The organism is Pseudonocardia halophobica, from assembly GCF_027922425.1.
Lineage (GTDB): Bacteria > Actinomycetota > Actinomycetes > Mycobacteriales > Pseudonocardiaceae > Pseudonocardia > Pseudonocardia halophobica.
The window spans coordinates 239,373-266,193 of the sequence record NZ_BSFQ01000004.1; the positions used below are offsets into that span (position 1 = coordinate 239,373).

The window sequence follows — 26,821 nt, forward strand, 5'->3', positions numbered from 1 at the left end:
CCGCCCGGCCTACCGGACGACCGTTCAACCGGCTAGCGTGCGGGGCGTGTCGGTGTCGACGGAGCTCCGGGCGGAGGTGGACCTGCCCACGGACGGGTTCGTCGCCGTCGTCAAGCAGGACTGTCCCACCTGCCGGCTGGTCGAGCCCGTGCTGGCGGCGTTGCCGCAGGTCACCGTGTTCTCGCAGGACGATCCCGCGTTCCCCGAGGGTGTCGCGGACCGGCGGGACGACACGGACCTCGACGCGAGCCTCGCCCTCGACATCGAGACCGTGCCCACGCTCGTGCGGTTCGCCGGCGGCGTCGAGCAGGGCCGGGTCGTCGGGTGGAGCCGCGAGCAGTGGGCCGAGCTCACCGGCGTCGCGGAGATCGGGGCGGACCTGCCGGAGTACCGGCCCGGCTGCGGCTCGCGCACCCAGGACCCGGACGTGGCCGAGGAGATCCTGGTCCGCACCCGCGGCGGGTCGCTGCGCTCGCGCCGGCTGGAGATCGCCGCGCTGGAGGACGAGGTCGAGGCCCTCTACGACCGCGGGTTCTCCGACGGCCTGCCCGTCGTGCCGCCCACCCCGGCCCGGGTGCTGCGCATGCTGGACGGCACCTCGCGCAGGCCGGACGAGGTGGTGGCGGTCGTCCCGCCCAACCTGGTCGAGGCCACCGTGGAGAAGGTGGCGGTCAACGCCGTCCTCGCGGGCTGCCGGCCCGAGTACCTGCCCGTCGTGCTCGCCGCGGTCGAGGCCGCGTGCACGGACGAGTTCAACGCCCACGGCCTGCTCGCGACCACGTGGGGCGCCGGCCCGGCGGTCGTCGTCAACGGGCCGGTCCGCGCCGAGATCGGGATGAACTGGGCCGGCAACGCGCTCGGCCAGGGCAACCGCGCCAACTCGACGATCGGCCGGGCGCTGCAGCTGGTGATCCGCAACGTCGGTGGCGGCCGTCCGCAGGAGGTGGACCGGGCGGCGATGGGACATCCCGGCAAGGTCGGGTTCTGCTTCGCGGAGGACGAGGAGGGCTCGCCGTTCGAGCCGCTCGCGCAGAGCCGCGGCGTCGCGCCGGGGCGCTCGGCGGTCACCGTGTTCGCGGCGGAGGGGCCCCGCGGGATCGTCGACCAGATCTCCCGGCGGCCGGAGTCGCTGGCCCGCTCGCTCGCCCTCGGGCTGCGGGGGGTGTGCCACCCGAAACTGGTACGCGGCTTCGACGCGACGCTGGTCGTGTGCCCGGAGCACGCCCGGGTGTTCGCCGAGGCCGGCTGGGACCGGGCGCGGCTGGAGGCGGCGCTCGACGAGGCGCTGCTGCTGGACCGCGCCGAGATCACCCGCGGCGCCGGCGGCATCGACGAGGGGGTGCCGGCGGGCGACTCCGACCGACCGCTCGCGAAGTTCCGGCCGGGCGGGCTGATGATCGTGCACGCCGGCGGCGGCGCCGGCATGTTCTCGGCCGTGATCGGCGGCTGGGCCGGCGGACCGGGCGGGAGCGCGCCCGTGACGAGAGAGGTGGACCCGTGGCGATGACCCGGACCGGATCGACCGGCTCGCTGGTGATCCTGGACCCGACGGACGAGACCACCGCGGACAGCCGCACGGCGCTGGAGCGCCCGGCCTCGCTCGACGGGCTGCGGGTCGGCCTGCTCGACATCTCCAAGGCGCGCGGGGACGTCTTCCTCGGCCGGCTCGCCGAGCTCCTCGCCGAGCGCGGCGTCACCGTGCGCCGCTACGCCAAGCCGACCTTCACCAAGCCGATGCCGGCCGACCTGCGGCGGCAGATCACCACGGAGTGCGACGTGGTGATCGAGGCCCTCGCCGATTGAGGCTCGTGCACGTCGTGCAGTGTGCACGACTTCGCCGCCCTCGAGGGCCGGGGCGTGATCGCGGCCTTCCTCGCGTCGACGCAGTTCGTGGTGGCCGCCGACGCCCAGGCCCGGGCGCTCGGCTACCGCGAGGTGCCGTCGGTGTTCGTGCCGCACCCGATCCAGGACCGCACGGACGAGGAGATGCGCGCGCTCGCCGACGCCGCGCTGGAGGAGGTGCTCGCGGCCGTGACCCGGCGGTGAGTCACTCGCCGCGGGCGTGGGCGCGCAGCCGCTCGGACCAGGAGAGCGGGGCGGGCGGGTCGCCGACGTCGGCGTAGCGGACGCCGTCCCGCTCGACCACGGGGTAGACGCCGAGGCGGTGCTGCGGCGACACGTCGCACTCGCCCGTCCCCAGGTCGAAGCGGTACCAGTGCGAGGGGCAGACCAGCAGGCCGTCCCTGATCCAGCCGTGCTCCAGCGGGCCGCGGTTGTGCGGGCAGTCCGCGTCGACGACGTGCCAGCGGCCCCCGTGCTCGACCACGGCGAAGGCCCGGCCGTCGGCGGCGACGACGCGGCCTGGCCCGGTGATCCGCAGCAGGCTCATCTCCTGCCGGACGCCCGCAGGTCCGCCAGCGTCTCGCCGCCCACGAACCAGTGCTCCGGCTCGCACTCGGTGAGCACCACGCGGATGGACTCCCGCTTCGCCCCGATCGCCTCCTCGGCGGCGGCGGTGAGCGCTTCGCCGAGCGCCTGCAGCTGCTCGGGGGTGCGGCCCTTGGCGAGCGTGACCTGGATCAGCGGCATCCCAGCTCCAGAGTTCCGAGTCGGTCGATCGACGCGACGACGACGTCCCCCGGCCCGACCGGCACCGCCGCCGTCAGGCCGCCGGACAGGACGATCTCGCCCGCCCGCAGGCCCTCGCCGTCCGCGGCGAGCGCGCGGACCAGCCAGGCGACGGCGGCGGCGGGATGACCGAGCGACGCGGCGCCCGACGCGGTGGCGGCGAGCTTCCCGTTCTTCTCCAGCACCACGCCGACGAGCCGCAGGTCGATGCCCTCGGGCGCGACCGGCGTGCCGACGACGTACCGGGCGGCGGAGGTGTTGTCCGCGACGACGTCGGCCATCGTGAAGCCGTAGTCGGTGTAGCGGGAGTCGAGGACCTCGATCCCCACGGCGACGCCCGACGACGCGGCCACCACGTCCGCCGCGGTGACGTGCGGCCCGGCGAGGTCGCGGCCGAGGGTGAACACGATCTCGGGCTCGCAGCGCGGCTGGATCTGCGCCCCGGTGTCCAGCGGCTCGCCGAGGTCCAGCGCCCCGGCAGCGGGCAGGAAGCCGTAGACCGGTTCGCTGACGTCGACCTGCACCTGCTTCGCGCGCGAGGTCACGCCGAGCTTCCAGCCGGCGAGCGGGCCCGCGGCGCTGCGCAGCTCGCGTTGCACCTGGTAGGCGGTGGGGATGTCCAGCTCGGGGAACTCGTCGGACAGCTTGCCGATCGCGGTGCGGTCGGCGACGGCCTTGCTCAGCCGGGCCGCCAGCTCGCTCACGTTGATCATGCGCCCACCCTCACGGTCACCGGCCCGAGCCGGTCGAACTCGGCCCGGAACACGTCGCCCGGGGTCATCGGGACGGCCGCGTGCAGCGCGCCCGTCATGATCAGGTGCCCGGGTTCGAGGGCGACGCCGTTCTCGCCCAGGACGTTCGCCAGCCAGGCCACGACGGCGACGGGGTCGCCCAGCGCGGCCGCGCCGGCCCCGGTGTCGATCAGCTCGCCGCTGCGGGTGAGGGTCATGCCGACGAGCCGGGTGTCGAGGTCGGCCACCGGGACGATCCGGCTCGAGGTGGCGACGGCGCCGTTGGAGGCGAGGTCGGCCACGGTGTCGGCGAGCTTGATCCGCCAGTCGGCGATGCGGGAGTCGACGATCTCCATCCCGGCCACGGCGCCGGCGAGCGCGGCGCGGGCCTGCGTGACGGTCACGCCCGGCCCCTGCAGGCGCTCGCCGAGCACGAACACGATCTCGGCCTCGACCTTGGGGGCGATGAACCGGCCGAGCGGGATCTCGTCGCCGTCGCGGTAGACCGTCGAGGCGAGGACGGGCCCGTGGTCGGGGGAGTCCACGCCGACCATCTTCTGCATCGGCTCGGAGGTCAGCCCGACCTTGTACCCCACGATCCGGTCGCCGTCGGCGAGCAGGAGGTCGACCAGCTCGCGCTGCACCGCGTACCCGTCGGCCATCCCGAGCGTGGGGTCGTCGTCGGTGAAGGGCGGGATCGGCGTGCGGGTGCGGCGGGCGTCGTAGAGCGCCCGGGCCTTCGCGGCCGCGTCCGTCACGGGCATGAGGTCCTCCTCGTGCGAGTTCGTCGCCCATCCTTCCGCGTCCGCACGGTCGCGGTCACGGCCGGCGTTCCCCGCGTCGGAACGGCAGGGAGGCACTGGTCACCGGTGCGCGGCGAGCTCACGGACCTGCCCGACGAGCGCGTCGACGGAGTTCGCCTCGCCGGGCAGCCGGGTGTGGTCCGTGGGCAGGGCGACGCCGATCCGCACGGGCGGGCTCATGCGCCCCGCCCCTCCCGCTCCGGGGTCCAGCCGAGCCGGCGGGAGATCGCCTCCCCGGCCTCGACCAGCGACCGGGCGTGCCGGCGGCGGGCCGCGGCGCCGAACCGGGCCGTCGGGGCGCCGATCGACAGGGCCGCGACGACCTCGCCGTACCGGTCCCGGACGGGTGCGGCGATCGACACGACCCCGATCTCCCGCTCGTGCACCGCCTCGGCCCAGCCCCGGGCCCGCGCCGCCGCCAGCTCGGCGCGCAGGGCGTCGGCGGTGACGAGCGTGTGCGGGGTGAGCTGCGGGAACGGCCCGGCGATGCGCTCCTCCCGCTCGGCCTCGGGCAGGTGGGCGAGCAGCACCTTCCCCGAGCTGGTGGCGTGCGCGGGCACGCGGCGCCCGGTCTCGGTGAACAGCCGCAGCGAGTGGGCGGACTCGAGCCGGTCGACGTAGACGACGTCGACGCCGTCGAGCACCCCGACCTGGCAGGTCTCGCCGGTCTCGTCGCGCAGGTGGGCGAGCACCGGCCCGGCGGCGGCGTGCAGGTCCAGGTGCACCTTCACCGCCTCGCCGAGCTCGATCATCACCACGCCCAGCCGGTAGCCGCCGGTGTGCGGGTCCTGCTCGATCAGGCCCTCGGCGGCGAGCGTGGTGAGCAGCCGGTGGACCGCGGACTTGCCCAGGTCGAGGCGCCGGGCCAGCTCCGAGACGCCGAGCGTGGCCTCCTGCGCGCGGAAGGCCTTGAGCAGTCGTGCGGCGTTGGTGACGGTGGTGAGCGGGGCGTCGGTCATGCCGGTGCCGCCGGTGCCCCGGTCGATCCCCGGGGCGTTCGGTCCCGCCGGCCGCCGACGCTCGCGAGCAGGGCCTTGCGCACCTCGTCCGGGTCCGGCGCGGGGGACTCGGCGAGGGCGGCGACGGCGGCGTCCCGCGGCGCGATCGCGCGGGCCAGCAGCGCCTGCGCCCGGGGGAGCCCGGCGGCCGAGGCGCCGACCAGCTCGTCGACCAGCGCCTCGCGCCCGCGCACCCGGCTGCGGATCGTGTCGAAGTCCCGCACCGCGGCGGAGTGCCCGCTGGCCAGCCCGGACCCGACGTGTTGGGCGTGGTGCGGGGTCAGGCCCGACCCGGGCTGCGCGACGACGTGGTAGCAGGTCGTCTGGATCCCCAGCGCGCCGCGGACCTCGGCGTACTGCGGCTCCGCCGACTCGTCGACCAGCCCGAGCGCGGGCACCACGACGGGGTCGTAGAAGCGCAGCGTCCACTCCAGCCCGGGCAGCGACCCGCGCTGCTCCACCTCCTGGCCGCGCAGCGGGCCGAGGTCCTCGCGGGTGGCGAGCAGGTGCAGGTTCCGCACGCCCACGGCCGCGACGTGCACCGGGCCGCCCCCGGCGAGCAGCGGCATCCGGCCGCGGGCGCCCGGCGGGAACGTGTCGGCCTGCGCGAGGTAGGCGCCGTGCAGCGCCGCGACGTACTCCGCCACCGCCTCGCGCATCCGCATCGGGTCGGCCATCGGCGTTCCTCCGTTCTGATTTCCGGAACGACTGCACTTCCCTCCGGAACGCTAGGGCGCCACGCTGAAGCCCGTCAACAGCGTCGTCAGCACCGAGCAGGGAGGCTCGCCAGTGGGGATCCTGCGCCTGGCCCACGTCGACGTCCGGACACCCGACCTGGACCTCGCCGCCGCGTACTACACCGAGGTCATGGGCCTGCAGACCGTGCAGCGGGATGCGGACACGGTCTACTTCAAGTGCTGGGACGAGGAGGACCACCACTCGCTGCGGATGCGCTACCACCCGCGCACCGGGCTGGACTCCTTCACGTTCCGCGTCGAGGCCGAGGACGACCTGCACGAGCTCGAGAAGAAGGTCGAGGCCTACGGCTGCCCGACCACGCGGGTCAGCCGCGGCGAGGCCGTCGGGCAGGGGGAGTCAATCCGGTTCGAGGTGCCGAGCGGCCAGGTCATGGAGCTGGTCTGGGACATCGAGAAGACCGGCAACCTGCTCGGCAAGCGCAACCCGGCGCCCACGCCGCCGCCCGACCTGCCCGGCATCGCGCCGCCGCGGATGGACCACATGCTGGTCAACGCCGAGGAGGTCGCCGAGGCCGCCACGTTCTTCACCGACGTGCTGGGCCTGCGGATGACCGAGCAGGTGCTCGACGGCAACGGCCACCAGCTCGGCGTCTGGCTCGCCGGCCGCACCAACACCCCGCACGACATCGCCATCGTCAACGGACCCAACGGCGCCCTGCACCACTGGGCCTACTGGCTCGACGACTGGGACCACATCCGCAAGGCCGCGGACACACTGGCCTACAACGGCGTGCAGATCGACCAGGGCCCCACCCGGCACGGCGTGACCCGCGGCAACACCATCTACTTCTTCGACCCGCTCGGGATCCGCAACGAGGTCTTCACCGGCGGCTACTGGGTCGACCCGGACACCGAGATCATCACCTGGACCGAGGACAACTTCGGGAAGGGCCTCTTCTACTACGAGAACGTCGTCAGCCAGCGCTTCCTGCGCATGCACACGTGAGCGAGAAGATGACCGACAGGATTCTGCGACTGCAGCACGTGGAGGTCCGGGTCCCCGACCTGGAGCTGTGCACCGCCTACTACACCGAGGTCCTCGGCCTCGTCGAGACCGCGCGAGACACGAAGGACGGCGTGGACCGCGTGTTCCTCAAGTGCTGGGACGAGCGTGAGCACCACTCCGTGATCCTCCGCCAGGCCCCGACCTACGGCCTCGACCACATGGCGTTCAAGGTCCGCGAGGCCGGCGACCTGGACCACTACACGGAGCGGCTGCAGGCGGCGAGCGTGCCGGTGAAGCGGTTCGCGGCCCGTGAGCTCGGCCCGGGCTGGGGCGAGGCGATCCGCTTCGAGGCGCCGTCGGGGCACGTCGTCGAGCTGACGCACGGCACCGAGCGGGTGGGCAACATGCTGCCGATGACCAACCCGCCGCCCCGCCCGCAGGACCTGGTGGGGATCGCGCCGCCGCGGCTGGACCACGTGTTCGTGATGGCCGAGGACGTCGACGGCTTCACCCGGTTCTTCACCGAGCTGCTCGACTTCCGGATGACCGAGCAGATCGTGGCGAACGACGGGCACCAGCTGGCCACGTTCCTCGAGCACAGCCACACCCCGCACGACCTCGCCGTCATCACCGGCCCGAACGGGGCGCTGCACCACTTCGCCTTCTGGATGGACGATTGGAACGCGATCCGCGAGGCGGCGGACACGCTGGCCTACCACGGCGTCACGATCGACGTGGCGCCCACGCGGCACGGCGTGACCCGCGGCTACACGACGTACTTCTTCGACCCCGTCGGCAACCGCAACGAGCTGTTCACCGGCGGGTACTGGGTGGACCCGGACTTCGAGCCGATCACCTGGACCGAGGAGGAGATGGGCCGGGCGATCTTCTACTACCACCGGCAGGTCAACGAGCGCTTCTTCACGGTGCACTCGTGAGCGAGCTTGCGAGCGAACCATTCAGCACAGCAGTCCTACGAACGGCACCGACGAGCGTCAGCGAGGAGGAGGCGTGAGTGCGCCGACGGACCCCCGCAAGATCGACCGTTACGAGGCGCCGAACTACCTGGCGCGGTACCGGGAGCGGCAGAGCCGGCGCGGCGGCGGCGACGGGGCGGCGGCCGCCGGCCGGTTCGCGGCGCCCGTGGAGGCGGGCGCCGCCGAGGCCCCCGCCGAGCCGCTGTACCTCCGCCGCTTCCGCGAGCGCGGCGCCGCACCCTCACCGAAGGTCGAGTACGAGGGCGCGGCGTTCACCCCCGAGCTGGCCGAGGCGACCCGCGGCAAGGAGGTCGCCGCACCGGTCGGCCGCCGGGCGAACGAGAGGATCGTCTGCGAGATCTCGATCATCCGGCACGGCATCACCCAGGGCTACTCCACCGACGCCGGCCTGACGCCGATGGGTGGCTGGCAGGCGCACCGCCGCGGGCACGAGCTGGCCCGCCGCTGGGACTCCGGGGACAAGGTGCGGCTGGTCTGCGCGGCCACCAACCGGGCCCGGCAGACCGCGGAGCAGATCTACCGGGGGGCGCAGGACGGGCTGCGGATGTGGGGCCACGACGTCGAGCTGTCGGAGCCCGAACCCGTGCCCGAGCTGCGGAACTTCGGCGTCTGGACGCCGGACGGGCTGCGCGACGTCACGTCGTCGTTCCGCCGGTACCAGTCCGAGATGGAGAAGCTGGAGCGGATGGCCGTCGGCGACCGGCCCCGCTGGCTCGTCGAGATCGACCGCTTCTACCGGACCCAGCTGGGCGGGGCGGACCCGATCCAGATGTGGCTGACCATCCCGATGATGTACTTCGAGCCGCCGGCCGTGTGCGTGCGCCGCTTCTGGCGCGGCTTCCACCGGCTCATGCGGGAGGCGGCCCGACCGGCCACCGGACAGCACCGCATCGTGGCCGCCACCCACTCGGGTCCGATGCGCGCGTTCGCGACCTGGGCGCACGGCTACGACCCGGGCGAGCCCTTGAACACCGAGGAGATCCGGGTGAAGCTCCGCGAGGGTGGCCGCACCGCGTTCGTCTCCTACCGGAACCGGGTGACCGAGGTGCACGTGCCGCCCGCCGACGAGTTCCCGGACTGGGAGGCCTGACGCGATGACGCTCGCCGCCGACACCACCGACGCTGCCGGACGGGCCCTCCGGGACGATCCCCCGCTGCTGGTCCCCGAGTCCCCCGAACCCGACTCGCCGCTGCGCTCGGTGGCGATCGCGATGGCGGTGCTGGACTGCTTCGGGGACGAGGCCGAGCTGGGGGCCACGAAGGTCGCGCAACGCCTGGGCGTCGCCAAGAGCACGGCCTGCCGGATGCTCGCCGCGCTGGCCTCGGGCGGGTTGCTGGAGCGCACGCCCTCCGGGCGCTACCGGCTGGGCCTGCGGCTGTTCGAGATCGGGCAGCTGGCGGTCGACCGGCTGATGCTGCGCGAGGTGTCGCTGCCGGTGCTCGGCGAGCTGCGCGAGGTGCTGCGGGAGACCGCGCAGCTCGCGGTCCCGGTGGGCGCCGACGTCCTGTACGTCGACCGGCTGGAGGGCGCGGGCGTCGGGACGATGTTCCACACGGAGATGTACCGGCGCGGGCCCGGGCACTCCTCGAGCGCCGGCAAGGCGATGGCGGCGGTCAACCCGGCGATGGCGCGCGCGATCCTGCAGCGCGGCTTCGAGCGGCGGACGCCGTTCACGATCGTCGACCCGGGGCGGTACCGGCAGGTGCTCCGCCAGGTCCGGACGGACGGCTACGCCGCCTCCCGCGAGGAGCACACGCTGGGGATGTCGTCGGTGGCCGCGCCGGTCGTCGTCACGCGCGGGGACCGGCGGGTGGCGGTCGCGGCGATCTCGGTGGTCGGGACGACCTCACGGGTCCTGGGCGCCCGCAAGGTCGCGGTGGTGCAGAGTGTCCGGAGGGCGGCGGCGACGGTGTCGGCGCTGTTGGCGCGTTCGTAGGGGGCATCGTGGCCGTCGAGTTCGATCTGGGGACCCGGTACCGGACGGACGGCGGCCCCGCCCTCGTCACGGGGGTGCAGGCGATCGCGCGGCTGCTGGTGGAGCAGCACGCCGCCGACGCGGCCGCGGGACTCCGGACCGCGTCGTTCGTCTCCGGGTACCAGGGCAGTCCGCTGGGCGGGCTGGACAAGACCCTCGCCGCGCTGCCGGAGCTCACCGAGAGCGCGGGCCTGCGGTTCGTGCCCGGGGTCAACGAGGAGCTGGCCGCGACCGCCGTGTGGGGCAGCCAGGTCGAGGTGCCGGGCCACGAGCGGACCGTCGACGGCGCGGTCGGCGTCTGGTACGGCAAGGCGCCCGGCGTGGACCGGGCCGGCGACCCCTTCCGGCACGGCAACATCTGCGGCGCCCACCCGCGGGGCGGCGTCCTCGTGCTGGCCGGCGACGACCCGGGCTGCAAGTCCTCGACGATCCCGTGCGTCTCGGAGCGGACCCTGGCCGGCTACGGCCTGCCGGTGCTGTACCCGGCGGATGCGGCGGACGTCGTGCGGTTGGGCCGGTACGGCATCGCGCTCAGCCGGGCTTCGGGCATGTGGGTGGGGCTGAAGATCACCGCCGACGTGGCCGACGGCGTGTACACGCTCGACCCGGCCGAGGTGTCCGACCTGGACATCACGGTCCCGGAGCTCGAGTGGGAGGGCCGGCCCTGGCGGTACCGGCAGTACCCGATGCTCGTGCCGCCCTCGTCGCTGGAGGCCGAGGCGCAGCTGTACGGGCCGCGCTGGGCGATGGTCCGGGCGTTCCTGGCCGCCAACCCGGTCGACGTCCCGGTCGACCCCGCGCCGGGGGCGACGATCGGGATCGTGGCCGCCGGGAAGGCGTTCGGCGACGTCCGGCAGGCCCTGCGCGACCTCGGCGTCGACTCGGGCGTGCGGCTGCTGAAGCTCGGCGCGGTCCACCCGCTCGAGCGGGAGCGGCTGCGGGCCTTCGCCGCCGGGCTCGACACCGTGCTGGTGGTGGAGGAGAAGGCGCCGTTCGTCGAGACGGCGGTGCGCGACGCCCTGTACGGCACGGCCGACGCGCCCGCGGTGCTCGGTGCGGCCGACGCATCGGGCGCCCCGCTGGTGCCGCAGGCGGGCGAGCTCACCGCGGCGGTGCTGGCCGGGCCGTTGCGCCGCGTGCTGCGCGACCGCCTGCCGCTCGCGGCGCCGAGGTCCGCCCCGCCGCCGTTGGAGCTGCTGCCGGTCGCCCGCACCCCGTACTTCTGCTCCGGCTGCCCGCACAACCGCTCGACCGTGGTCCCGGAGGGGGCGGTGGCCGGGGGCGGCATCGGCTGCCACGCGATGGTCGCGCTCACCCACCGCGAGGTCAGCGAGGTCGGGTCGATCACGCAGATGGGCGGCGAGGGCGCGCAGTGGATCGGGCAGGCGCCGTTCACCACCGCCGGCCACATGTTCCAGAACATGGGCGACGGCACGTTCGCGCACTCCGGGCAGCTGGCCGTGCAGGCGTGCGTGGCCGCCGGCGTGACGATCACCTACAAGCTCCTCTACAACCGCGCGGTCGCGATGACCGGCGGGCAGGACGCCGAGGGCGGGCTCGAGGTGCCCGCGCTAGCCGCGAAACTGCTGGCCGAGGGTGTCGCGAAGATCATCGTGTGCGCCGACGAGCCGCACCGGTTCCGCGACCTGCCGCCGCTGCCGAAGGGCGTGGACCTCTGGCACCGGGACCGCTTCGACGAGGCGCAGCGGATGCTGGGGGACACCCCGGGCGTCACGGTGCTGATCTACGACCAGCGGTGCGCCGCGGAGTCCCGGCGGCTGCGCAAGCGCGGCGCGATCCCGGTCCGGCCCACCCGCGTCGTGATCAACGAGGCCGTGTGCGAGGGCTGCGGCGACTGCGGGGCGAAGTCGAACTGCCTGTCGGTGCAGCCGATCGACACGGAGTTCGGCCGCAAGACGCGCATCGACCAGACCTCGTGCAACACCGACTACTCGTGCCTCGCCGGGGACTGCCCGTCGTTCGTCACCGTCGAGTCGCCCGGCGGCCGGGCGGCGCGCCGCGAGCGCCCGGAGCCGCCGCCGGTGCCCGACGTCGCGGTGCCGGAGGCCGGCGACGTCTTCCTGGCCGGCATCGGCGGGACCGGCATCGTCACGGTCAACCAGGTCCTCGGCTCGGCCGCGGTGCGCGACGGCCGCGCGGTCCACGGCGTGGACCAGACCGGGCTCTCGCAGAAGGCCGGCCCGGTCGTCTCGCACCTGCGGGTGGGGGACCCCGCGGTCGTCGGCCCGGCGAACCGGGTCGGCACCGCGGACTGCTACCTGGCGTTCGACGCGCTGGTCGGGGCGGACTCCCGCTACCTCGCCGTCGCCGCGGAGGACCGGACCACTGCCGTCGTCTCGACGAGTCCGGTGCCGACCGGGGCGCAGGTCCGGGACGCGGGCGTGACCCCGCCGGCCGCCGACGAGCTGGTGGCGCGGATCGCGGGGCGGTCCCGCGAGGTCGTCACGCTCGACGCGCAGGCCGCGGCGGAGGCCCTGTTCGGCGACGCGATGCCGGCGAACCTGCTGTTGGTGGGCGCGGCCTACCAGGCGGGGGTGCTGCCCGTGACGGCCGCGGCGGTCGAGTGGGCCATCGAGCTCAACGGCGTGGCGGTCGCGGCCAACACCGCAGCGTTCCGGTGGGGCCGGGCGGCGGTGGCCGATCCGTCGGCCTTCGCGGCCGCGGTGCCGTCGGCGGCCGTGCGGGACCCCGAGCCCCCCGGACCGGCCCCGGCTCTCGACCTGGGCGAGCTGGCGGGGGAGACCCGGCGGCTGGTCGAGGTCCGCGCCGCCGAGCTGGTCGCCTACCAGTCGGAGCGGACGGCCCGCGCGTACGTCGCCGACGTGCGGGCGGTGTGGCGGGCCGAGCGTGAGCTGGGCGTGGACACCCGGTTCTCCGAGGCCGTGGCGCGCGGGCTGCACCGGCTCACCGCGTACAAGGACGAGTACGAGGTGGCTCGCCTGCTCACCGACCCGGCGTTCGAGGCCCGGCTCGCCGCCGAGGTGCCGGGCGGCACGCGGCTGCGGTACCGGCTGCACCCGCCGGTGCTCAAGGCGCTGGGGCGGCGGCGGAAGATCGCGTTCGGCCCGTGGATGCGGCCGGTGCTGCGCACGCTCGCGAAGGGCAAGGTCGTGCGCGGCACCGCGCTCGACCCGTTCGGCCGCACCGGGATCCGCAGGCTGGAGCGCGCGCTGCGGGACGAGTACCGGGCGATGGTGCTGCGGCTCGCGGAGGGGCTCACCGCGGACACCTACGAGGCGGCGGTGGCAGCGGCCGGGGCGGCGGAGCTGGTCCGCGGCTACGAGGACGTCAAGCTGGCCGGGGTGGCGCGCTACCGGGCCCGGCTGGCGGAGCTCGGCCTCGGGGACGCCGCGGACTCCGACGGCGGCTCTTGACGCGCCGGGGACGAGCCGTTCCTGATCAGGTGATCCAGGTCCCGTAACGCCGTTTGCCCTGCGGTGCTCGCGTTACCCCGGTGACCGCGCGCACAAGGCGGCCACAGTCTGTGACCATTCGGGTGCCCTCGGCGACGACGAGCGGGGCGTGGCGCCCGTCCGTGCGGTGAACGGCAGGCGAACGACCCGCGTGTCGCGCCGACACGCCGGATCCGGCGCGGTCCGGCCACTCGGCGCGCCACCCGATCCGGTGGTCTCGCCGAACGCAACGGGACCGGGACAACGGGTACCCGGCGCCGCTAGCGTCGTCCGCGGATCACGACGAGGTCACGAAGAGGACTCCGGGCCGGCATCCCCGAGCCGACCCGGTCCGGCCCCCCACCGGATGTCCGGCCCCGTCACGATCCGGAAGGAAGATCGTGGCACGGCATCGCTCCCCCCAGGGCCGTCGCGCGATCGCCGGGCCACCGCTGCCCGCCCCCGCGGCGGCAGCGGGGCCCGGCGGCCTGCGAACGAGCCTCCCGCTCCCCAGCGGCTCCCCGTCGCTGACGCCTGCGCTGTCCCCGGCGCTGTCCCTGTCGTCCCCGCCCGCGGGCCTGACGTCGCTGCAGGCCCGCATGGCCGCGGTCGTCGCCGTCGGTGGCGTGGTCGCGGCGGCCGGGCAGGCCGCCTACTCCGGTGCGCTCCCCGACCTGGAGTCCGGGGCCAACGCCCTGCGCGCGGGCCTCGTCGAGCTGACCGCCGGGGCGTCCGTCCTCGCGGGCGACCTCGACACCGGCGACACCGGGACGGCGAACGCGGACGCCATCGCCGACCTGGCCGGCCGTCAGGTGCGCGTCCCGCTCGCGCCCGTCGCCGCGCCGCCCGCGGTGGCCGCTCCGGGCACGGTCGCCGGCCCGGTGACCGGCGCGGACGTCGTGGCCGACGTGGTCAAGGCCGCCGACCTGCACCAGGCCGCCGCCGACGCCGCCCGCAAGGCGGCCGAGGAGGCCGAGGCCGCGCGGAAGGCTGCCGAGGCGGAAGCTGCGCGGCAGGCCGAGGAGCTGGCGAAGCTCGGCGCCGCGCGCGCCGCCGGCGGCGGGATCCAGATGGTGCTCGGGCGGGTGTCGTCGGGCTTCGGCATCCGCGGCGGCGTCCCGCACCAGGGCCTCGACATCGCGGCGCCGATCGGCACGCCGATCCACGTCCCGCTGGCCGGCACGGTGATCAGCTCCGGCCCGGCGAGCGGCTTCGGGCTGTGGGTCCGGGTGCAGCACGCGGACGGCACGATCACCACCTACGGCCACATCAACCGGTCGCTGGTGAGCGTGGGTCAGCAGGTGGAGGCCGGGCAGCAGATCGCCGAGGTCGGCAACCGCGGCCAGTCCACCGGCCCGCACCTGCACATCGAGGTCACCACGCCGGCCGGCACGAAGATCAACCCCAAGCCGTGGCTCGACGAGCAGGGGATCGGCTACACCTGAGTCGGGCGCCGTCTAGCGGTACGCCTCGAGCGCGCGGATCTTGTTCGTCACGTCCAGTGCGGCGACCTTGTAGGCCTCGGAGAGCGTCGGGTAGTTCAGCACCGTGTCGACGAGGTAGTCGACGGTCCCGCCGCAGCCCATGATCGCCTGGCCGATGTGGACGAGGTCGGTGGCGTTGGTGCCGAACACGTGCACGCCCAGCAGCGTCCGGTCCTCCGTGGAGACCAGCAGCTTGAGCATGCCGTAGGAGTCGCCGACGATCGCGCCGCGGGCCAGCTCGCGGTAGCGCGAGATCCCGACCTCGTACGGCGTGGCGGTCTCGGTCAGCTCGGCCTCCGTCCTCCCGCAGTACGAGATCTCCGGGACGGTGTATATGCCGATCGGCTGCAGGCCGTGCAGCTCGCGGGCGGGCTCGCCGAACGCGTGGTACGCGGCCAGCCGGCCCTGGTCCATGCTGGTCGCGGCGAGGGCGGGGAAGCCGATCACGTCCCCCACCGCGTAGATGTGCTCGACCTCGGTCCGGTAGTGCTGGTCGACGGCGATGCGGCCGCGCTTGTCGGCCGTGAGGTTCGCCTTGTCCAGCGCCAGCTCGTCCGTGACGCCCTGCCGGCCGGCCGAGTACATGACCATGTCGGCCGGGATCTTCTTGCCGCTGGCCAGTGAGGTGATCGTGCCCTTGGCGGTGTTCTCCACACGGGCGACCTCCTCGCCGAAGCGGAACGACACGCCCTGGTCGCGCAGGTGGAACTTCAGCGACTCGACGACCTCGGGGTCGCAGAAGTCCAGCATGTTCGGCCGCTTCTCGACGACCGTGACCTTGGTGCCGAGCGCCGCGAACATCGAGGCGTACTCGATGCCGATGACCCCCGCGCCGACCACGACCATGGACGTGGGGACGCGGTGCAGGTGCAGCACCGCGTCGGAGTCCACGACGTGGTACTCGTCGTCGTCGAACTCGACCTCCGGCGGCCGGGCCGGCCTGGTGCCGGTCGCGATCACGACGTACTCGGCGGTGACGGTGCTGTGGTCGCCGCGCTCGGCCCCGCTCACCGTGACGGTGTGCGGGTCCTCGAAGTGCGCGGTGCCGCCGAGGATGTCGACGTGGTTGCGCAGCAGCTGGTTGCGGATGATCTCCACCTCGCGGCCCACCACGTGCTGCGTGCGCGCGAGCAGGTCCGCGATGGTGATCTCCGACTTGACCCGGTAGCTCGCGCCGTACATCTCCCGCTGCGCGAACCCGGTCAGGTAGAGGACCGCCTCGCGCAACGTCTTCGATGGGATCGTCCCCGTGTTGACGCAGACGCCGCCCATCATGTCGCGGCGTTCCGCGATCGCCACCCGCTTGCCGAGCTTGGCCGCGGCGATCGCCGCCTTCTGCCCGCCCGGGCCCGAACCGATCACCAGCAGGTCGTAGTCGTACACCGACCGTCCTCCCGTGCGCGTGTGGTGCGCCGTGCGCCCGGCCTCGCGATCACGCACGCCGGGGGACGCGCTGCTTCCCGGTCAGGGTTCCCCTGCGCGTTCACGAGGGCAACCACAGGACGTTACAACTGTGCGACGACAGGACGACCGATCCGGGGCGCGGCCGGGCCGCTCGGTCCACAGGGTCCGGTGGGGGCCGCGGTTTCCGGTGCCCGGCGCGGCGGTTCTCCACAGCCGCGACAGCTTCTCTCGCCGCCGTCGGTTGTGCGGATGACGCTGCTGGGCATGAGTCCTGCGCCGTTCCCCGTGCCGCCCCCGGTCCCGCCGTCCGCCCCCACGGGGCTGCCCGCACTGCCCGGGGACCCCGACTCCCCGGTGCGCGTCGGCACCGAGGGCCTCCTCGCCGCGGTGCCGGTGCTGATCGGGTTCCGGCCGCGGGACTCGCTGGTCATGATCGCGACGGGCGGGCCGCACGGCCGGCGTGTCGGCCTGACACTGCGGGTCGACCTGCCGCCGCCGGACGACCCGGAGCTCGTGGCCGCGCTCTGCGAGTCGGCGGCCGCGGCGCTGTGCCGGGACGATCCGGAGGGCGCCGCCGTCCTGGTCGTGGGCGGGGGCGAGCCCGGGGGTGACCGGCCGCCGGCACCGGGGGAGCCGGAGTGGCCGCCGCGGGCGGACGTCGCCGGCGCGGCCACCCTCGCCCTGCTCGAGCGGGAGATCGGGGTCCACACGGTGGCGTGGGCGGCCGAGATCGCCGCCGGTGCGCCGTGGCGCTGCTACCCGCTGCACGACTGCGGCTGCGCGGGCACGCTGCCGGACCCGGCGGCGTCGGTCCTCGCCGCCACGGCGGTCGCCCGCGGGGCGGTGGTGCGGGACTCGCGGGAGGAGCTGGCGAAGGTGGTGGAGCCGGCCGGGCCCGCCGAGCCGTTCGGGCCGACCGGATGGTCCGGGCCGACGGAGCCGGGTGGGCCGGCCGGGCCGGCGGAGGTGATCCGGCCGACCGAGCCGAACGGGCCGGCCGGGCTGTCCGCGGGATCCGCCGACGCCGCGGACGGCGAGGCGGAGGCCGGGGATCCGCGGCGGCTGCTGCGGGAGGCGCTGGCCGACGCGGCGGCCGGCCGGTTGGTCGTCGAGCGGCGGCTCGCCGGGGCGATGGCCGCGGCGCTGCGCCGGCCGTGGTTCCGCGACGAGGCCCTCGCGGCGTGCAACGGGGACGCCGCGCCGGAGGCCGAGCAGCTGTGGGCGGCCCTGGCCCGGACCAGCCCCGGCGCGGACGCGGCGACCCCGGCGGCATTGCTCGCCGTGTCGGCCCTGCTCCGGGGTGACGGGGCCCTGGCCAACGTGGCCCTCGACCGCGCGCTCGGCGCGGACCCGGAGCACCGCCTCGCCCACTCCCTGCGGGCAGCGCTCGACGGCGGCTGGGGCCCGCGGGAGATCCGGGCGTGGCTGGAAGGCGCGCGGTGAGGCCGCTCCCTCCGCCGAACCCGCTGTACCCGCCGGATCCGCCGTCAGACGGGCAGGCGGTCCTGGGCGAAGCGCCACGCGTCGCCGACCATGGTCTCCAGGGCGGTACGGGTGGGGTTCCAGCCCAGCTCGGTGGTCGCGCGCCCGCTGGAGGCGATGAGGACGGCGGGGTCGCCGGCCCGGCGCGGGGCCACGCGGGCGGGAATCGGGTGCCCGGTCACCGTCCGGCAGGCCTCGACCACCTCGAGCACCGAGAAGCCGCGGCCGCTGCCGAGGTTGTAGATGCCGTGCCGGCCCGGCTCCGCCTTCTGCAGGGCGAGCAGGTGGGCGTCGGCGAGGTCGTCGACGTGGATGTAGTCCCGCAGGCAGGTGCCGTCCGGGGTGTCCCAGTCGTCGCCGTAGATCGCGACGGACTCCCGGGTGCCCGCGGCCACCTGCAGCACGATCGGGATCAGGTGCGTCTCCACCGCGTGCCGCTCGCCGAAGCGGCCGTGCGCACCGGCCACGTTGAAGTAGCGCAGGCTCACCGCGGCCAGCCCGTACGCCGTGGCGTACGAGGTGATCATGGTGTCGATGGCGAGCTTGCTGGCGCCGTAGGGGTTGGTCGGCCGGGTCGGCGCGTCCTCCGGGATCGGCACCTGCTCCGGCTCGCCGTACACCGCGGCGGTGGAGGAGAAGACCAGCCGCGGGGTGCCGTGCTCGCGCATCGCCTCCAGCAGCCGGAAGGTGCGGACCACGTTGTTGTCCCAGTACAGCTCCGGCTTCTCCACCGACTCACCGACCAGCGAGCGGGCGGCGAAGTGCAGCACCCCGTCGAAGCCCTCGGCCAGCAGCGGGCCCGCGGCCTCGGACAGCTCGCCCTCCACGAAGCGCGCGCCCTCCGGCACCGCGTCGGCGTGCCCGGTGGACAGGTCGTCGAGCACCACGACCTCGTGCCCGGCCTCCACCAGATGGGCCGCGTTGACGCTGCCGACGTAGCCCGCGCCTCCGGTGACGAGCAGCTTCACGAGGTCCTCCCTGGGTCCGGCCGTCCTCCGCGGAACGGTCTCACGCCCGGCCCGGTTCCCCGCGCGCGACCCCGGGCGTCGCGGACACCCCGGACACGCCACGAGCCCCGGCGGCCGGACCGGGGCTCGTGGTGGGACGGGCGCGGGTGCGAGTGCGCGCCACCGGGGGCGGCCCGCAGCTGCGGGAACCGCGACCCGGGCGGTACCTCGGGCGGTGCCTCGGGCGGTGCCTCAGACGGCGCGGACGAGGACCGCGTGCGCGATCAGCGGCGCGACCGTGGCCGTCTCGCCGCCGGAGGTGACGGGCACCGGGTCGCCGAAGCGCGGGATGCCGCCGACCTCGACGTCGCCGCCCGGGACGATCCCGGCCAGCTTGAGCTCGCCCATGAGGTCCGCGTCCACCTGCACGTGCTCGGCGATGCGGCGCACCTCGACCCGGCCGCCGCCGCGGCGGGCGAACTCGTCGAGCCGCTGCAGGCCGACCTCGAGGGTGGGCGGCGCCGAGGCGCGCGAGGCACCCTCCGCGGCCTCGGGGGCGCGCAGCTCGTCCAGCCCCGGGATCGGGTTGCCGTACGGCGAGACCTGCGGGTCGTCGAGCAGCGCGACGAGCTTCCGCTCCACGGCGTCGCTCATCACGTGCTCCCAGCGGCAGGCCTCCGCGTGCACGAGCTCCCACTCGAGGCCGATGACGTCGATCAGCAGGCGCTCGGCGAGGCGGTGCTTGCGCATGACGGCCACGGCGCGGGAGCGGCCGTCGTCCGTCAGCTCGAGGTGCCGGTCGCCGGCGACGACGACGAGCCCGTCGCGCTCCATGCGCGCGACCGTCTGGCTGACGGTCGGACCGCTCTGCCCGAGGCGTTCGGCGATCCGCGCGCGCAGCGGGACGACGCCCTCCTCCTCGAGCTCGTAGATGGTCCGGAGGTACATCTCGGTGGTGTCGATGAGATCGTTCACGGCCGGCCCCTTCGTTCGTCTGACCAGTCTAGCGGCGCCGGTCGCAGCGTCGTCGCAGCGTTGTCGGCGGGCTCGCGCTGGTCGTGGGTGGACGCTGCTGCGTGGTGGGAGATGGTGGGGGACGTTCCGCGGCCCCGGGCACCGTGCCCGGTTCCGCGCGACGCCCTCCGTCACCCGCCCCGGGTGCCGCCGCGTGCAGCGCGGATCGGCGACGCCCGGTGGCGGCGGACGCTTCGAGGTCGAGGATAGACCGTGCAGGATGGTGCGCGTGTCCCCGCCGAACGACGAGACGACCCGTGGCCGGTCCGGCACCGCGCCGGGTGCCGCTGCGGAACCGGGCTGGAGCGCCCCGCTGATCAGTCCCGCCGGCCTGGCGGCCGTGCTCGACCGCGCCGACCGGCCGGTGGTGCTCGACGTCCGCTGGCGGCTGGGCGGGCCGCACGGCCGCGCCGACCACCTGGCCGGGCACGTCCCGGGTGCCGGGTTCGTCGACCTGGACTCCGAGCTGGCCGACCCGCAGCGGGCCGGCGGGATCGGCGGCCGGCACCCCCTGCCGTCGGTGGCGCGGCTCGAGAAGGCGCTGCGGCTGTGCGGGGTGCGCGCCGGCTCCCGTGTGGTCGCCTACGACGACGGCGACGGTTCGGTCGCCGCCCGGGCCTGGTGGCTGCTGCGGTGGGCGGGGCTGCCGGCGGACCGGGTCGCGGTGCTCGACGGCGGCTGGGCGGCGTGGCGGGCCGCCGGCCTGCCCGCGGACACCGGGGCGCTGGCCCCGCAGAACGGCACGATCGTCGTGCGGCCCGGCGGCATGCCGGTCGTCGACGCGGACGGGGCGGCGGTGATCGCGGGTTCCGGCGTGCTGCTCGACGCCCGCGCCGCCGTGCGCTACCGCGGGGAGCAGGAGCCGGTCGACCGGCGGGCCGGTCACATCCCCGGGGCGGTCAACGCGCCGTCGGCCGGGCACGTCGGACCGGACGGGCACTGGCTCCCGCCCGAGCAGCTGGCCGAGCGGTTCCGCGCGCTGGGCGTGGGGCACGGGCCGGTGGGCGCGTACTGCGGGTCGGGCGTCACAGCGGCGTCGGTCGTGCTGGCGCTCGAGGTCGCCGGCATGCGCACGCCCGAGCGGCCCGCGGTGCTCTACGCCGGATCCTGGTCGGACTGGAGCTCCGACCGGCGCCGGCCCGTCGCGACCGGCGAGGAGCCGGGCGACCCAGGGCAGCTGTGAGCGCTCCCGGGACCTTCCGCACGTGCCGCACGCGCGCGATTCGCCTACCGTCCGCGTCATGAGCCCGCGCACCTCGGTGGTCTGGACGCCGGAGTTCCTCACCTACCAGCTCTCGGACGACCATCCCCTCAATCCGGTGCGGCTCGACCTGACAATGCGGCTGGCCAGCCAGTTGGGCGTGCTCGACGGCGTCGAGCTGCTCGCGCCGGAGCCCGCCACCGAGCAGGACCTGCTGCGCGTCCACGAACCCGGGTACCTGACGGCCGTGAAGTCGGCACCGGAGATGCCGTTCGACGTCGGGCACGGGCTCGGCACGGACGACAACCCGATCTTCTTCGGCATGCACGAGGCCAGCTCGCTGATCTGCGGGGGCTCGCTGCTCGCGGCCCGCGAGATCGCCGAGGGCCGCGCCGACCGCGCGGTCAACATCGCCGGCGGGCTGCACCACGCCATGCCGGGCCGGGCGGCCGGGTTCTGCGTCTACAACGACTGCTCGGTGGCCATCGCCTGGCTGCTGGAGCAGGGCTACGAGCGGATCGCCTACGTCGACGTCGACGTGCACCACGGCGACGGCGTCCAGGCCGCCTTCTACGACGACCCGCGCGTCATGACCATCTCGCTGCACCAGCACCCGCTCACGCTGTGGCCGGGCACCGGCTGGTCCGCGGAGCTGGGCAAGGGCAAGGGCGAGGGGTACGCCGTCAACATCCCGCTGCCGCCCGGCACGGGCGACGCCGGCTGGCGCCGGGCCTTCCACGCGATCGTCCCCTCGCTGCTCGAGGACTTCCGCCCGCAGATCCTGGTCAGCGAGTGCGGCGCCGACGCGCACGCGGAGGACCCCCTGGCCAACCTCGAGATGTCGGTCGACGGGCAGCGCGCCACCTACCAGGCCATGCGCGAGCTGGCCGAGACCACGGCCGGCGGGAAGTGGCTCGTGCTCGGCGGCGGCGGGTACGCGCTGTTCCGCGTGGTCCCGCGGGCGTGGACCCACCTGCTCGCGACGGTCCTCGACCGCGACCTCGACCCGGCGACGTCCATCCCCGCGGACTGGACCGCCCACGCCACCTCGCTCACCCGGATGCCGCTGCCGGTCGCCATGACGGACGACGCCGACCCCTCCTACTCCCCGTGGGGCGACGGCAAGGCGGACCGGGTCGACGGCGGCCTCGTCGACACCCGGCGGGCCGTCTTCCCCCTGCACGGCCTCGACCCCGACGACCCCCGGGACTAAGTCCATGCCTGATCGCGCGCCCGACCGGGCCGACCAGACCACCACCGACACCGGCACCCGCTCCGGCAGCAGTACCGGCACCGCGACCGTCGACCCCCCGGCCGGCGGCGCGCCCGAGGCGACCGCCCCGGTACCGCTGGGCGAGGCCGCCCCCGGGCCCGCCTACCCGCGGCACTGGGAGGCGGACATCGTCGCCTCCGACGGCCGGATCGTGCACCTGCGCCCGATCCAGCCGTCCGACGCCGACGCGCTGCTGGCCTTCCACCAGCTGCTCTCCGACCGCACCCGCTACCTGCGCTACTTCGGGCCCTACCCGCGGATCCCCCCGCGCGACCTCGAGCGGTTCGTCACCGTCGACCACCACAAGCGGGTGGCCTTCATCGCGCTGCTCGGCGACGAGATCATCGCCGTCGGGCGCTACGAGGGCCTGAGCGACCCGGACAGGCCCGACGCGCCCGTGACCTCCGCCGAGGTCGCGTTCGTGGTGCGGGACGACCACCAGGGCCGCGGGCTCGGCTCGATCCTGCTCGAGCACCTCGCGGCGGCGGCCCGGGAGAACGGACTCGACCGGTTCGAGGCCGAGGTGCTGGTGGAGAACCACGCCATGGTCCGGGTCTTCCGCGAGGCCGGGTACCAGGTGCGGCGGGCCTTCGCCGAGGGCGTCCTGCACCTCGAGTTCGACATCGACCCGACCGAGCGCTCCCTCGCCGTGCGGGACTCGCGCGAGCAGGCCGCCGAGGCCCGCAGCGTCGCGAACGTGCTCAACCCGACGTCCGTGGCGGTCATCGGGGCGTCCACGGACCCGTCGAAGATCGGCCACGCCGTCCTGTCGAACCTGTTGCGCGCCAACTTCACCGGGCCCGTCTACCCGGTCAACCCGGACGCCCGCTCGGTGCGCGGCGTGCGGGCCTACGCCTCGGTCACGGACATCCCCGACCCGGTCGACCTCGCCGTCGTCGCCATCCCCGCCGCGGGGATCGACGAGGTCATGGACTCCTGCCTGGAGAAGGGCGTCAAGGCGCTCGTGGTGGTCAGCTCCGGGTTCGCCGACGCCGGCGGGCACGGCGTGAGCGCCGAGCGCAAGCTCGTCGCCGAGGCCCGGGCGCACGGCATGCGCGTGATCGGCCCGAACGCCCTGGGCGTGGCCAACCTGGCCGACGAGGTGCGCCTCAACGCCAGCCTGGCCCCGGACCTGCCGCCGCGCGGCCGGGTGGGCTTCTTCAGCCAGTCCGGCGCGCTGGGCACCGCGATCCTCGCGACGGCCAAGTCCCGCGGGCTCGGGCTGTCGACGTTCGTCTCCGCCGGTAACCGGGCCGACGTCTCCGGCAACGACCTGCTGCAGTTCTGGCAGACCGACCCGGCGACGGACGTCGTGCTGCTGTACCTGGAGACCTTCGGCAACCCGCGCAAGTTCGGGCGGCTCGCGCGCCGGCTCGCCCGCACGAAGCCGGTGGTGGCGGTGAAGAGCGGCCGGCACGCCGCGCCCGAGCGGCTGCGGGAGAGCGCCGTCCCGATCGACGACGCGAGCGTGCGGGCGCTGTTCGAGCAGTCCGGCGTGATCCGCGTCGAGACCATCGCCCAGCTGTTCGACACCGCGCTGCTGCTGGCCTACCAGCCGCTGCCGAAGGGCCGCCGGGTCGCGGTCGTCGGCAACTCGACTGCGCTGAACGTGCTGGTCACGGACGCGTTGCGGGACGAGGGCATGGAGACCGCGGGTGACCCGGTCGACGTCGGCGCGGCCGCCTCGCCCGACGAGTTCGCCGCCGCCGTGGGCCGGGCGCTGGAGGCCGACGGCGCGGCCGAGGCGGACTCGATCGTCGTGGTGTTCGTGCCGCCGATCGCGACGCCGGGCGCCGAGTACGCGCGGGTGCTGCGCGAGACCGCGAACAGCGGCGCGGACAAGCCGGTGGCCGCGGTGTTCCTGGCCATGGAGGGTGTGCCGGACGAGCTCGCCGTCCCGCTGCCGGACGGCACGCCCGGGCCGGGGTCCGTGCCGTCGTACGCCAGCCCGGAGCGCGCGGTGCAGGCGCTGTCCCGGGTCGCCCGGTACGCGGCCTGGCGGGAGATGCCGGTCGGGGAGTTCGTGGAGCCCGACGGCATCGACGTCGACCGCGCGCGGGCGGTGATCGAGCGCTTCGGCGTGCACACCGATCCGGACCGGACGGCCGACGGCGCCGGGGACGCCGCGACGCGCACGCTGACGGACGACGAGGCCGTCGAGCTGCTGGGCTGCTTCGGCATCCCCGTCACGGTGTTCCGCCGCGTCCGCGGGTCCCAGGCCGCGGAGGCGGCGGCCGAGGAGCTGGGGTACCCGATCGCGCTCAAGGCGGTGGGGGACCGGTGGCGGCACCGGACCGACCTGGTCGGGGTGCGCCTGGACCTCGGGTCCGCCGCCGCGGTCCGGCGGGCGTTCGCCGACCTCGAGCGGGTGACCGGCAAGGACGAGGTCTACGTGCAGCGGATGGCGCCCAAGGGCACCTCCTGCGTGCTGGAGGTCGCGGAGGACCCGTCGTTCGGGTCGCTGCTGTCCTTCGGCATCTCCGGGATGGCCACCCAGCTGCTCGACGACCGGGCCTTCCGGGTGGTGCCGCTGTCGACCGAGGACGCGGCGGAGCTGATCCGGGCACCGCGGGCCGCTCCGCTGCTCACCGGGTACCGCGGCTCCGAGCCGGCGGACCTGGCCGCGCTCGAGGACCTGGCGTTGCGGGTCGGGGCGATGGCGGAGGCCTTGCCGGAGCTGCGCTCGCTCGCGCTCGACCCGGTGCTCGCCTCGACCGAGGGCGCCTTCGTCACCGGCGCCCGGGTCGTCCTGGGCCCGCCTCCGACGCGGGACGACCACGGCCCCCGCCGCCTCGGCTGACGACACGAACGGCACTCTCGTGCGGTAGGTCGGCACGAGAGTGCCGTTCGTGCGCGTCGTCAGGTGCGGAAGGTGACCTGCAGGGTCGGGGTGCTGGTCTCGGCGAAGAAGTCGTTGCCCTTGTCGTCGACCACGACGAAGGCGGGGAAGTCCTCGACCTCGATCTTCCAGACCGCCTCCATGCCGAGCTCCGGGTACTCCAGCACGTCGACCTTGCGGATGCAGTCCTGCGCGAGCCGGGCGGCCGGGCCGCCGATCGAGCCCAGGTAGAATCCGCCGTGGGCGGCGCAGGAGTCGGTGACCTGCTTCGAGCGGTTGCCCTTGGCCAGCATGACCAACGACCCGCCGGCCTCCTGGAACTGCTTCACGTAGCTGTCCATCCGGCCCGCGGTGGTCGGCCCGAAGGAGCCCGACGCGTAGCCCTCGGGCGTCTTGGCCGGTCCGGCGTAGTACACCGGGTGGTCCTTCATGTACTGCGGCATCTCCTCGCCGCGCTCGAGCCGCTCGGCGATCTTCGCGTGCGCGATGTCGCGGGCCACCACCAGCGGACCGGTGAGCGAGACGCGGGTCTTGACCGGCAGCTGCGAGAGCGTGGCGCGGATCTCGGACATCGGGCGGGTGAGGTCGATCTTCACGACCTCGTCGGCGCCCGACTCGGCGAGCTGCTCCTCGGTCACGTCCGGCAGGTACTTCGCCGGGTCCCGCTCGAGCTGCTCGAGGTACACGCCGTTCGCGGTGATCTTCGCCTTGGCCTGGCGGTCCGCCGAGCAGGACACCGCGATGCCGACCGGCAGCGAGGCACCGTGCCGCGGCAGCCGGACCACGCGGACGTCGTGGCAGAAGTACTTGCCGCCGAACTGCGCGCCGATGCCGAAGTTGCGGGTCAGCTCGAGCACCTGCTGCTCCAGCTCGGGGTCCCGGATCGCGTGGCCCAGCTCCGATCCCGAGGTGGGCAGCCCGTCCAGGTAGCGCGCCGAGGCCAGCTTGGCGACCTTGAGCGTGTACTCCGCGGACATGCCGCCCACGACGATCGCGAGGTGGTACGGCGGGCAGGCCGCGGTGCCCAGCGAGCGCAGCTTCTCGTCGAGGAAGGCGGCGAGCCGCTTCGGGTTCAGCAGCGCCTTCGTCTCCTGGTAGAGGAAGGTCTTGTTGGCCGAGCCGCCGCCCTTGGCCATGACGAGGAACTCGTAGGACGGCTTCTGCCCCGGCTTCGAGTACAGCTCCACCTGCGCCGGCAGGTTCGTCCCGGTGTTCTTCTCGTCCCAGAACGACAGCGGCGCCATCTGCGAGTACCGCAGGTTGAGCTCGTCGTAGGCCTGGAAGACGCCGCGGGAGATCGCCTCCTCGTCGTCCCCGCCGGTCAGGACCGTCTCGGTCTTCTTGCCGACGACGATCGCGGTGCCGGTGTCCTGGCACATCGGCAGCACGCCGCCCGCGGAGACGCAGGCGTTGCGCAGCAGGTCGGTGGCGACGAACCGGTCGTTGCCGGAGGCCTCCGGGTCGTCGATGATCGCGCGGAGCTGGGCGAGGTGGCTCGGCCGCAGGTGGTGCTGGATGTCCTTGACGGCCTCGCGGACCAGGCCGGTGATCGTGGTGGGATCGATCTCGAGGAACGTCCGGCCGGCCGCCTCGACGAGCTTCCCGGCGGGAAGGTCGAGCTCGCGGTACTCCGTCTGGTCGTCCCCGAGCGGGAGCACGTCGGTGTGGTGGAACTCGGGCATGGGAGGACGCTACCTCCGGACCCCGCCGCGACCGGCACGCAGCGGGCGTGATGCTCGCCCTGCCGCGCCGGACGCACCGCTCGTCGACACACGCGGGATGCCCGACCCGGTCCTGCCCGAAGTGTCCCCGTGTGAGCGGAAACTCCCTCCGTCGAGCGACCCCGCGACACCGCCCGTCTCGCACGGAGCGCCGCACGTCGTTCGGGTGGCGTTCATCCTCACTCCACCCGGACGTCGTACGGCC

22 protein-coding genes are annotated in these 26,821 nt (G+C 74.6%); 12 read left to right on the plus strand and 10 right to left on the minus strand.

The window, feature by feature from the left end; all coding sequences use genetic code 11:
- Positions 1 to 46: 46 nt before the first annotated feature.
- Together PKE99_RS07365 and PKE99_RS38815 are read left to right on the plus strand one after the other, a co-directional pair.
- Positions 47 to 1,507: a thioredoxin family protein gene (locus tag PKE99_RS07365; RefSeq protein ID WP_197040447.1), complete on the plus strand. Its 1,461-nt coding sequence runs from the start codon at positions 47 to 49 to the stop codon at positions 1,505 to 1,507.
- Between the two features lie 23 nt (positions 1,508 to 1,530).
- Positions 1,531 to 2,046 carry a UGSC family (seleno)protein gene (locus tag PKE99_RS38815; protein WP_486362882.1) on the plus strand — a complete coding sequence of 172 codons (516 nt, stop codon included), beginning with the start codon at positions 1,531 to 1,533 and terminating at the stop codon, positions 2,044 to 2,046.
- Between the two features lies 1 nt (position 2,047).
- Here PKE99_RS38815 and PKE99_RS07380 read toward each other — a convergent pair whose 3' ends face one another.
- The 6 genes from PKE99_RS07380 to PKE99_RS07405 all read right to left on the minus strand — a co-directional run bounded on the left by PKE99_RS07380 (position 2,048) and on the right by PKE99_RS07405 (position 5,837).
- Positions 2,048 to 2,389, minus strand: a complete 342-nt coding sequence (locus PKE99_RS07380) for a Rieske (2Fe-2S) protein (RefSeq protein ID WP_037040723.1) — start codon at positions 2,387 to 2,389, stop codon at positions 2,048 to 2,050.
- Positions 2,386 to 2,589, minus strand: a complete 204-nt coding sequence (gene thmT / locus PKE99_RS07385; protein WP_037040725.1) for a 2-hydroxymuconate tautomerase — start codon at positions 2,587 to 2,589, stop codon at positions 2,386 to 2,388. Before thmT ends, PKE99_RS07380 begins: the two co-directional genes overlap by 4 nt.
- Positions 2,580 to 3,341, minus strand: a complete 762-nt coding sequence (locus PKE99_RS07390) for a 2-keto-4-pentenoate hydratase (protein WP_037040727.1) — start codon at positions 3,339 to 3,341, stop codon at positions 2,580 to 2,582. The genes thmT and PKE99_RS07390 overlap by 10 nt, the downstream gene beginning before the upstream one ends.
- Complete coding sequence (locus PKE99_RS07395; protein WP_037040729.1) at positions 3,338 to 4,123, minus strand: 2-keto-4-pentenoate hydratase; 786 nt, start codon at positions 4,121 to 4,123, stop codon at positions 3,338 to 3,340. Before PKE99_RS07395 ends, PKE99_RS07390 begins: the two co-directional genes overlap by 4 nt.
- A gap of 215 nt (positions 4,124 to 4,338) precedes the next feature.
- Entirely contained in the window at positions 4,339 to 5,121 is a 783-nt protein-coding gene (locus tag PKE99_RS07400) for an IclR family transcriptional regulator (protein ID WP_037040732.1), read from the minus strand.
- Complete coding sequence (locus PKE99_RS07405; protein WP_037040735.1) at positions 5,118 to 5,837, minus strand: hypothetical protein; 720 nt, start codon at positions 5,835 to 5,837, stop codon at positions 5,118 to 5,120. Before PKE99_RS07405 ends, PKE99_RS07400 begins: the two co-directional genes overlap by 4 nt.
- Positions 5,838 to 5,949: 112 nt before the next feature.
- On the opposite strand from PKE99_RS07405, the gene PKE99_RS07410 reads away from it, so the two are divergent.
- The 6 genes from PKE99_RS07410 to PKE99_RS07435 all read left to right on the plus strand — a co-directional run bounded on the left by PKE99_RS07410 (position 5,950) and on the right by PKE99_RS07435 (position 14,696).
- Complete coding sequence (locus PKE99_RS07410) at positions 5,950 to 6,864, plus strand: catechol 2,3-dioxygenase (RefSeq protein ID WP_037040738.1); 915 nt, start codon at positions 5,950 to 5,952, stop codon at positions 6,862 to 6,864.
- Between the two features lie 8 nt (positions 6,865 to 6,872).
- Complete coding sequence (locus PKE99_RS07415; RefSeq protein ID WP_037041541.1) at positions 6,873 to 7,802, plus strand: catechol 2,3-dioxygenase; 930 nt, start codon at positions 6,873 to 6,875, stop codon at positions 7,800 to 7,802.
- 73 nt (positions 7,803 to 7,875) lie between these two features.
- Positions 7,876 to 8,952, plus strand: coding sequence for a histidine phosphatase family protein (locus PKE99_RS07420; RefSeq protein ID WP_037040739.1), 1,077 nt, complete (start codon positions 7,876 to 7,878; stop codon positions 8,950 to 8,952).
- A gap of 4 nt (positions 8,953 to 8,956) precedes the next feature.
- The gene (locus tag PKE99_RS07425) at positions 8,957 to 9,799 is read left to right on the plus strand and encodes an IclR family transcriptional regulator (RefSeq protein WP_037040740.1); all 843 of its coding nucleotides are present in this window, start codon (positions 8,957 to 8,959) and stop codon (positions 9,797 to 9,799) included.
- Positions 9,800 to 9,807: 8 nt separating this feature from the next.
- The gene (locus PKE99_RS07430; protein WP_231498034.1) at positions 9,808 to 13,233 is read left to right on the plus strand and encodes an indolepyruvate ferredoxin oxidoreductase family protein; all 3,426 of its coding nucleotides are present in this window, start codon (positions 9,808 to 9,810) and stop codon (positions 13,231 to 13,233) included.
- A gap of 419 nt (positions 13,234 to 13,652) precedes the next feature.
- Positions 13,653 to 14,696 (plus strand): M23 family metallopeptidase, encoded by a 1,044-nt coding sequence (locus PKE99_RS07435; protein WP_231498035.1) that lies wholly within the window; start codon positions 13,653 to 13,655, stop codon positions 14,694 to 14,696.
- A gap of 12 nt (positions 14,697 to 14,708) precedes the next feature.
- Here PKE99_RS07435 and sthA read toward each other — a convergent pair whose 3' ends face one another.
- A complete protein-coding gene (gene sthA, locus PKE99_RS07440; protein ID WP_037040742.1) occupies positions 14,709 to 16,118 on the minus strand; it encodes a Si-specific NAD(P)(+) transhydrogenase in 1,410 nt (469 codons plus the stop codon).
- A 285-nt stretch (positions 16,119 to 16,403) separates the two neighbouring features.
- Between sthA and PKE99_RS07445 the strand changes: the two genes are divergently transcribed.
- Positions 16,404 to 17,582, plus strand: coding sequence for a DUF4192 domain-containing protein (locus tag PKE99_RS07445; RefSeq protein WP_197040448.1), 1,179 nt, complete (start codon positions 16,404 to 16,406; stop codon positions 17,580 to 17,582).
- Positions 17,583 to 17,626: 44 nt separating this feature from the next.
- Here the strand turns inward: PKE99_RS07445 and galE are convergent, their stop codons facing one another.
- A complete protein-coding gene (gene galE / locus PKE99_RS07450; RefSeq protein WP_037040745.1) occupies positions 17,627 to 18,589 on the minus strand; it encodes a UDP-glucose 4-epimerase GalE in 963 nt (320 codons plus the stop codon).
- Between the two features lie 231 nt (positions 18,590 to 18,820).
- Positions 18,821 to 19,543: an iron-dependent transcriptional repressor DtxR gene (locus tag PKE99_RS07455; RefSeq protein ID WP_037040748.1), complete on the minus strand. Its 723-nt coding sequence runs from the start codon at positions 19,541 to 19,543 to the stop codon at positions 18,821 to 18,823.
- A gap of 352 nt (positions 19,544 to 19,895) precedes the next feature.
- On the opposite strand from PKE99_RS07455, the gene PKE99_RS07460 reads away from it, so the two are divergent.
- From PKE99_RS07460 to PKE99_RS07470, 3 genes are read left to right on the plus strand one after another with little or no spacing between them, the layout of a single operon-like run.
- A complete protein-coding gene (locus PKE99_RS07460) occupies positions 19,896 to 20,765 on the plus strand; it encodes a sulfurtransferase (RefSeq protein ID WP_037041543.1) in 870 nt (289 codons plus the stop codon).
- Between the two features lie 58 nt (positions 20,766 to 20,823).
- Positions 20,824 to 21,996 (plus strand): acetoin utilization protein AcuC, encoded by a 1,173-nt coding sequence (locus tag PKE99_RS07465; RefSeq protein ID WP_037040751.1) that lies wholly within the window; start codon positions 20,824 to 20,826, stop codon positions 21,994 to 21,996.
- Positions 21,997 to 22,000: 4 nt separating this feature from the next.
- On the plus strand, positions 22,001 to 24,856 hold the full coding sequence (locus tag PKE99_RS07470; RefSeq protein ID WP_081923749.1) for a bifunctional acetate--CoA ligase family protein/GNAT family N-acetyltransferase: 2,856 nt from the start codon (positions 22,001 to 22,003) through the stop codon (positions 24,854 to 24,856).
- A gap of 59 nt (positions 24,857 to 24,915) precedes the next feature.
- Here PKE99_RS07470 and PKE99_RS07475 read toward each other — a convergent pair whose 3' ends face one another.
- Positions 24,916 to 26,577, minus strand: a complete 1,662-nt coding sequence (locus PKE99_RS07475; RefSeq protein ID WP_037040752.1) for a fumarate hydratase — start codon at positions 26,575 to 26,577, stop codon at positions 24,916 to 24,918.
- Positions 26,578 to 26,821 lie beyond the last annotated feature (244 nt).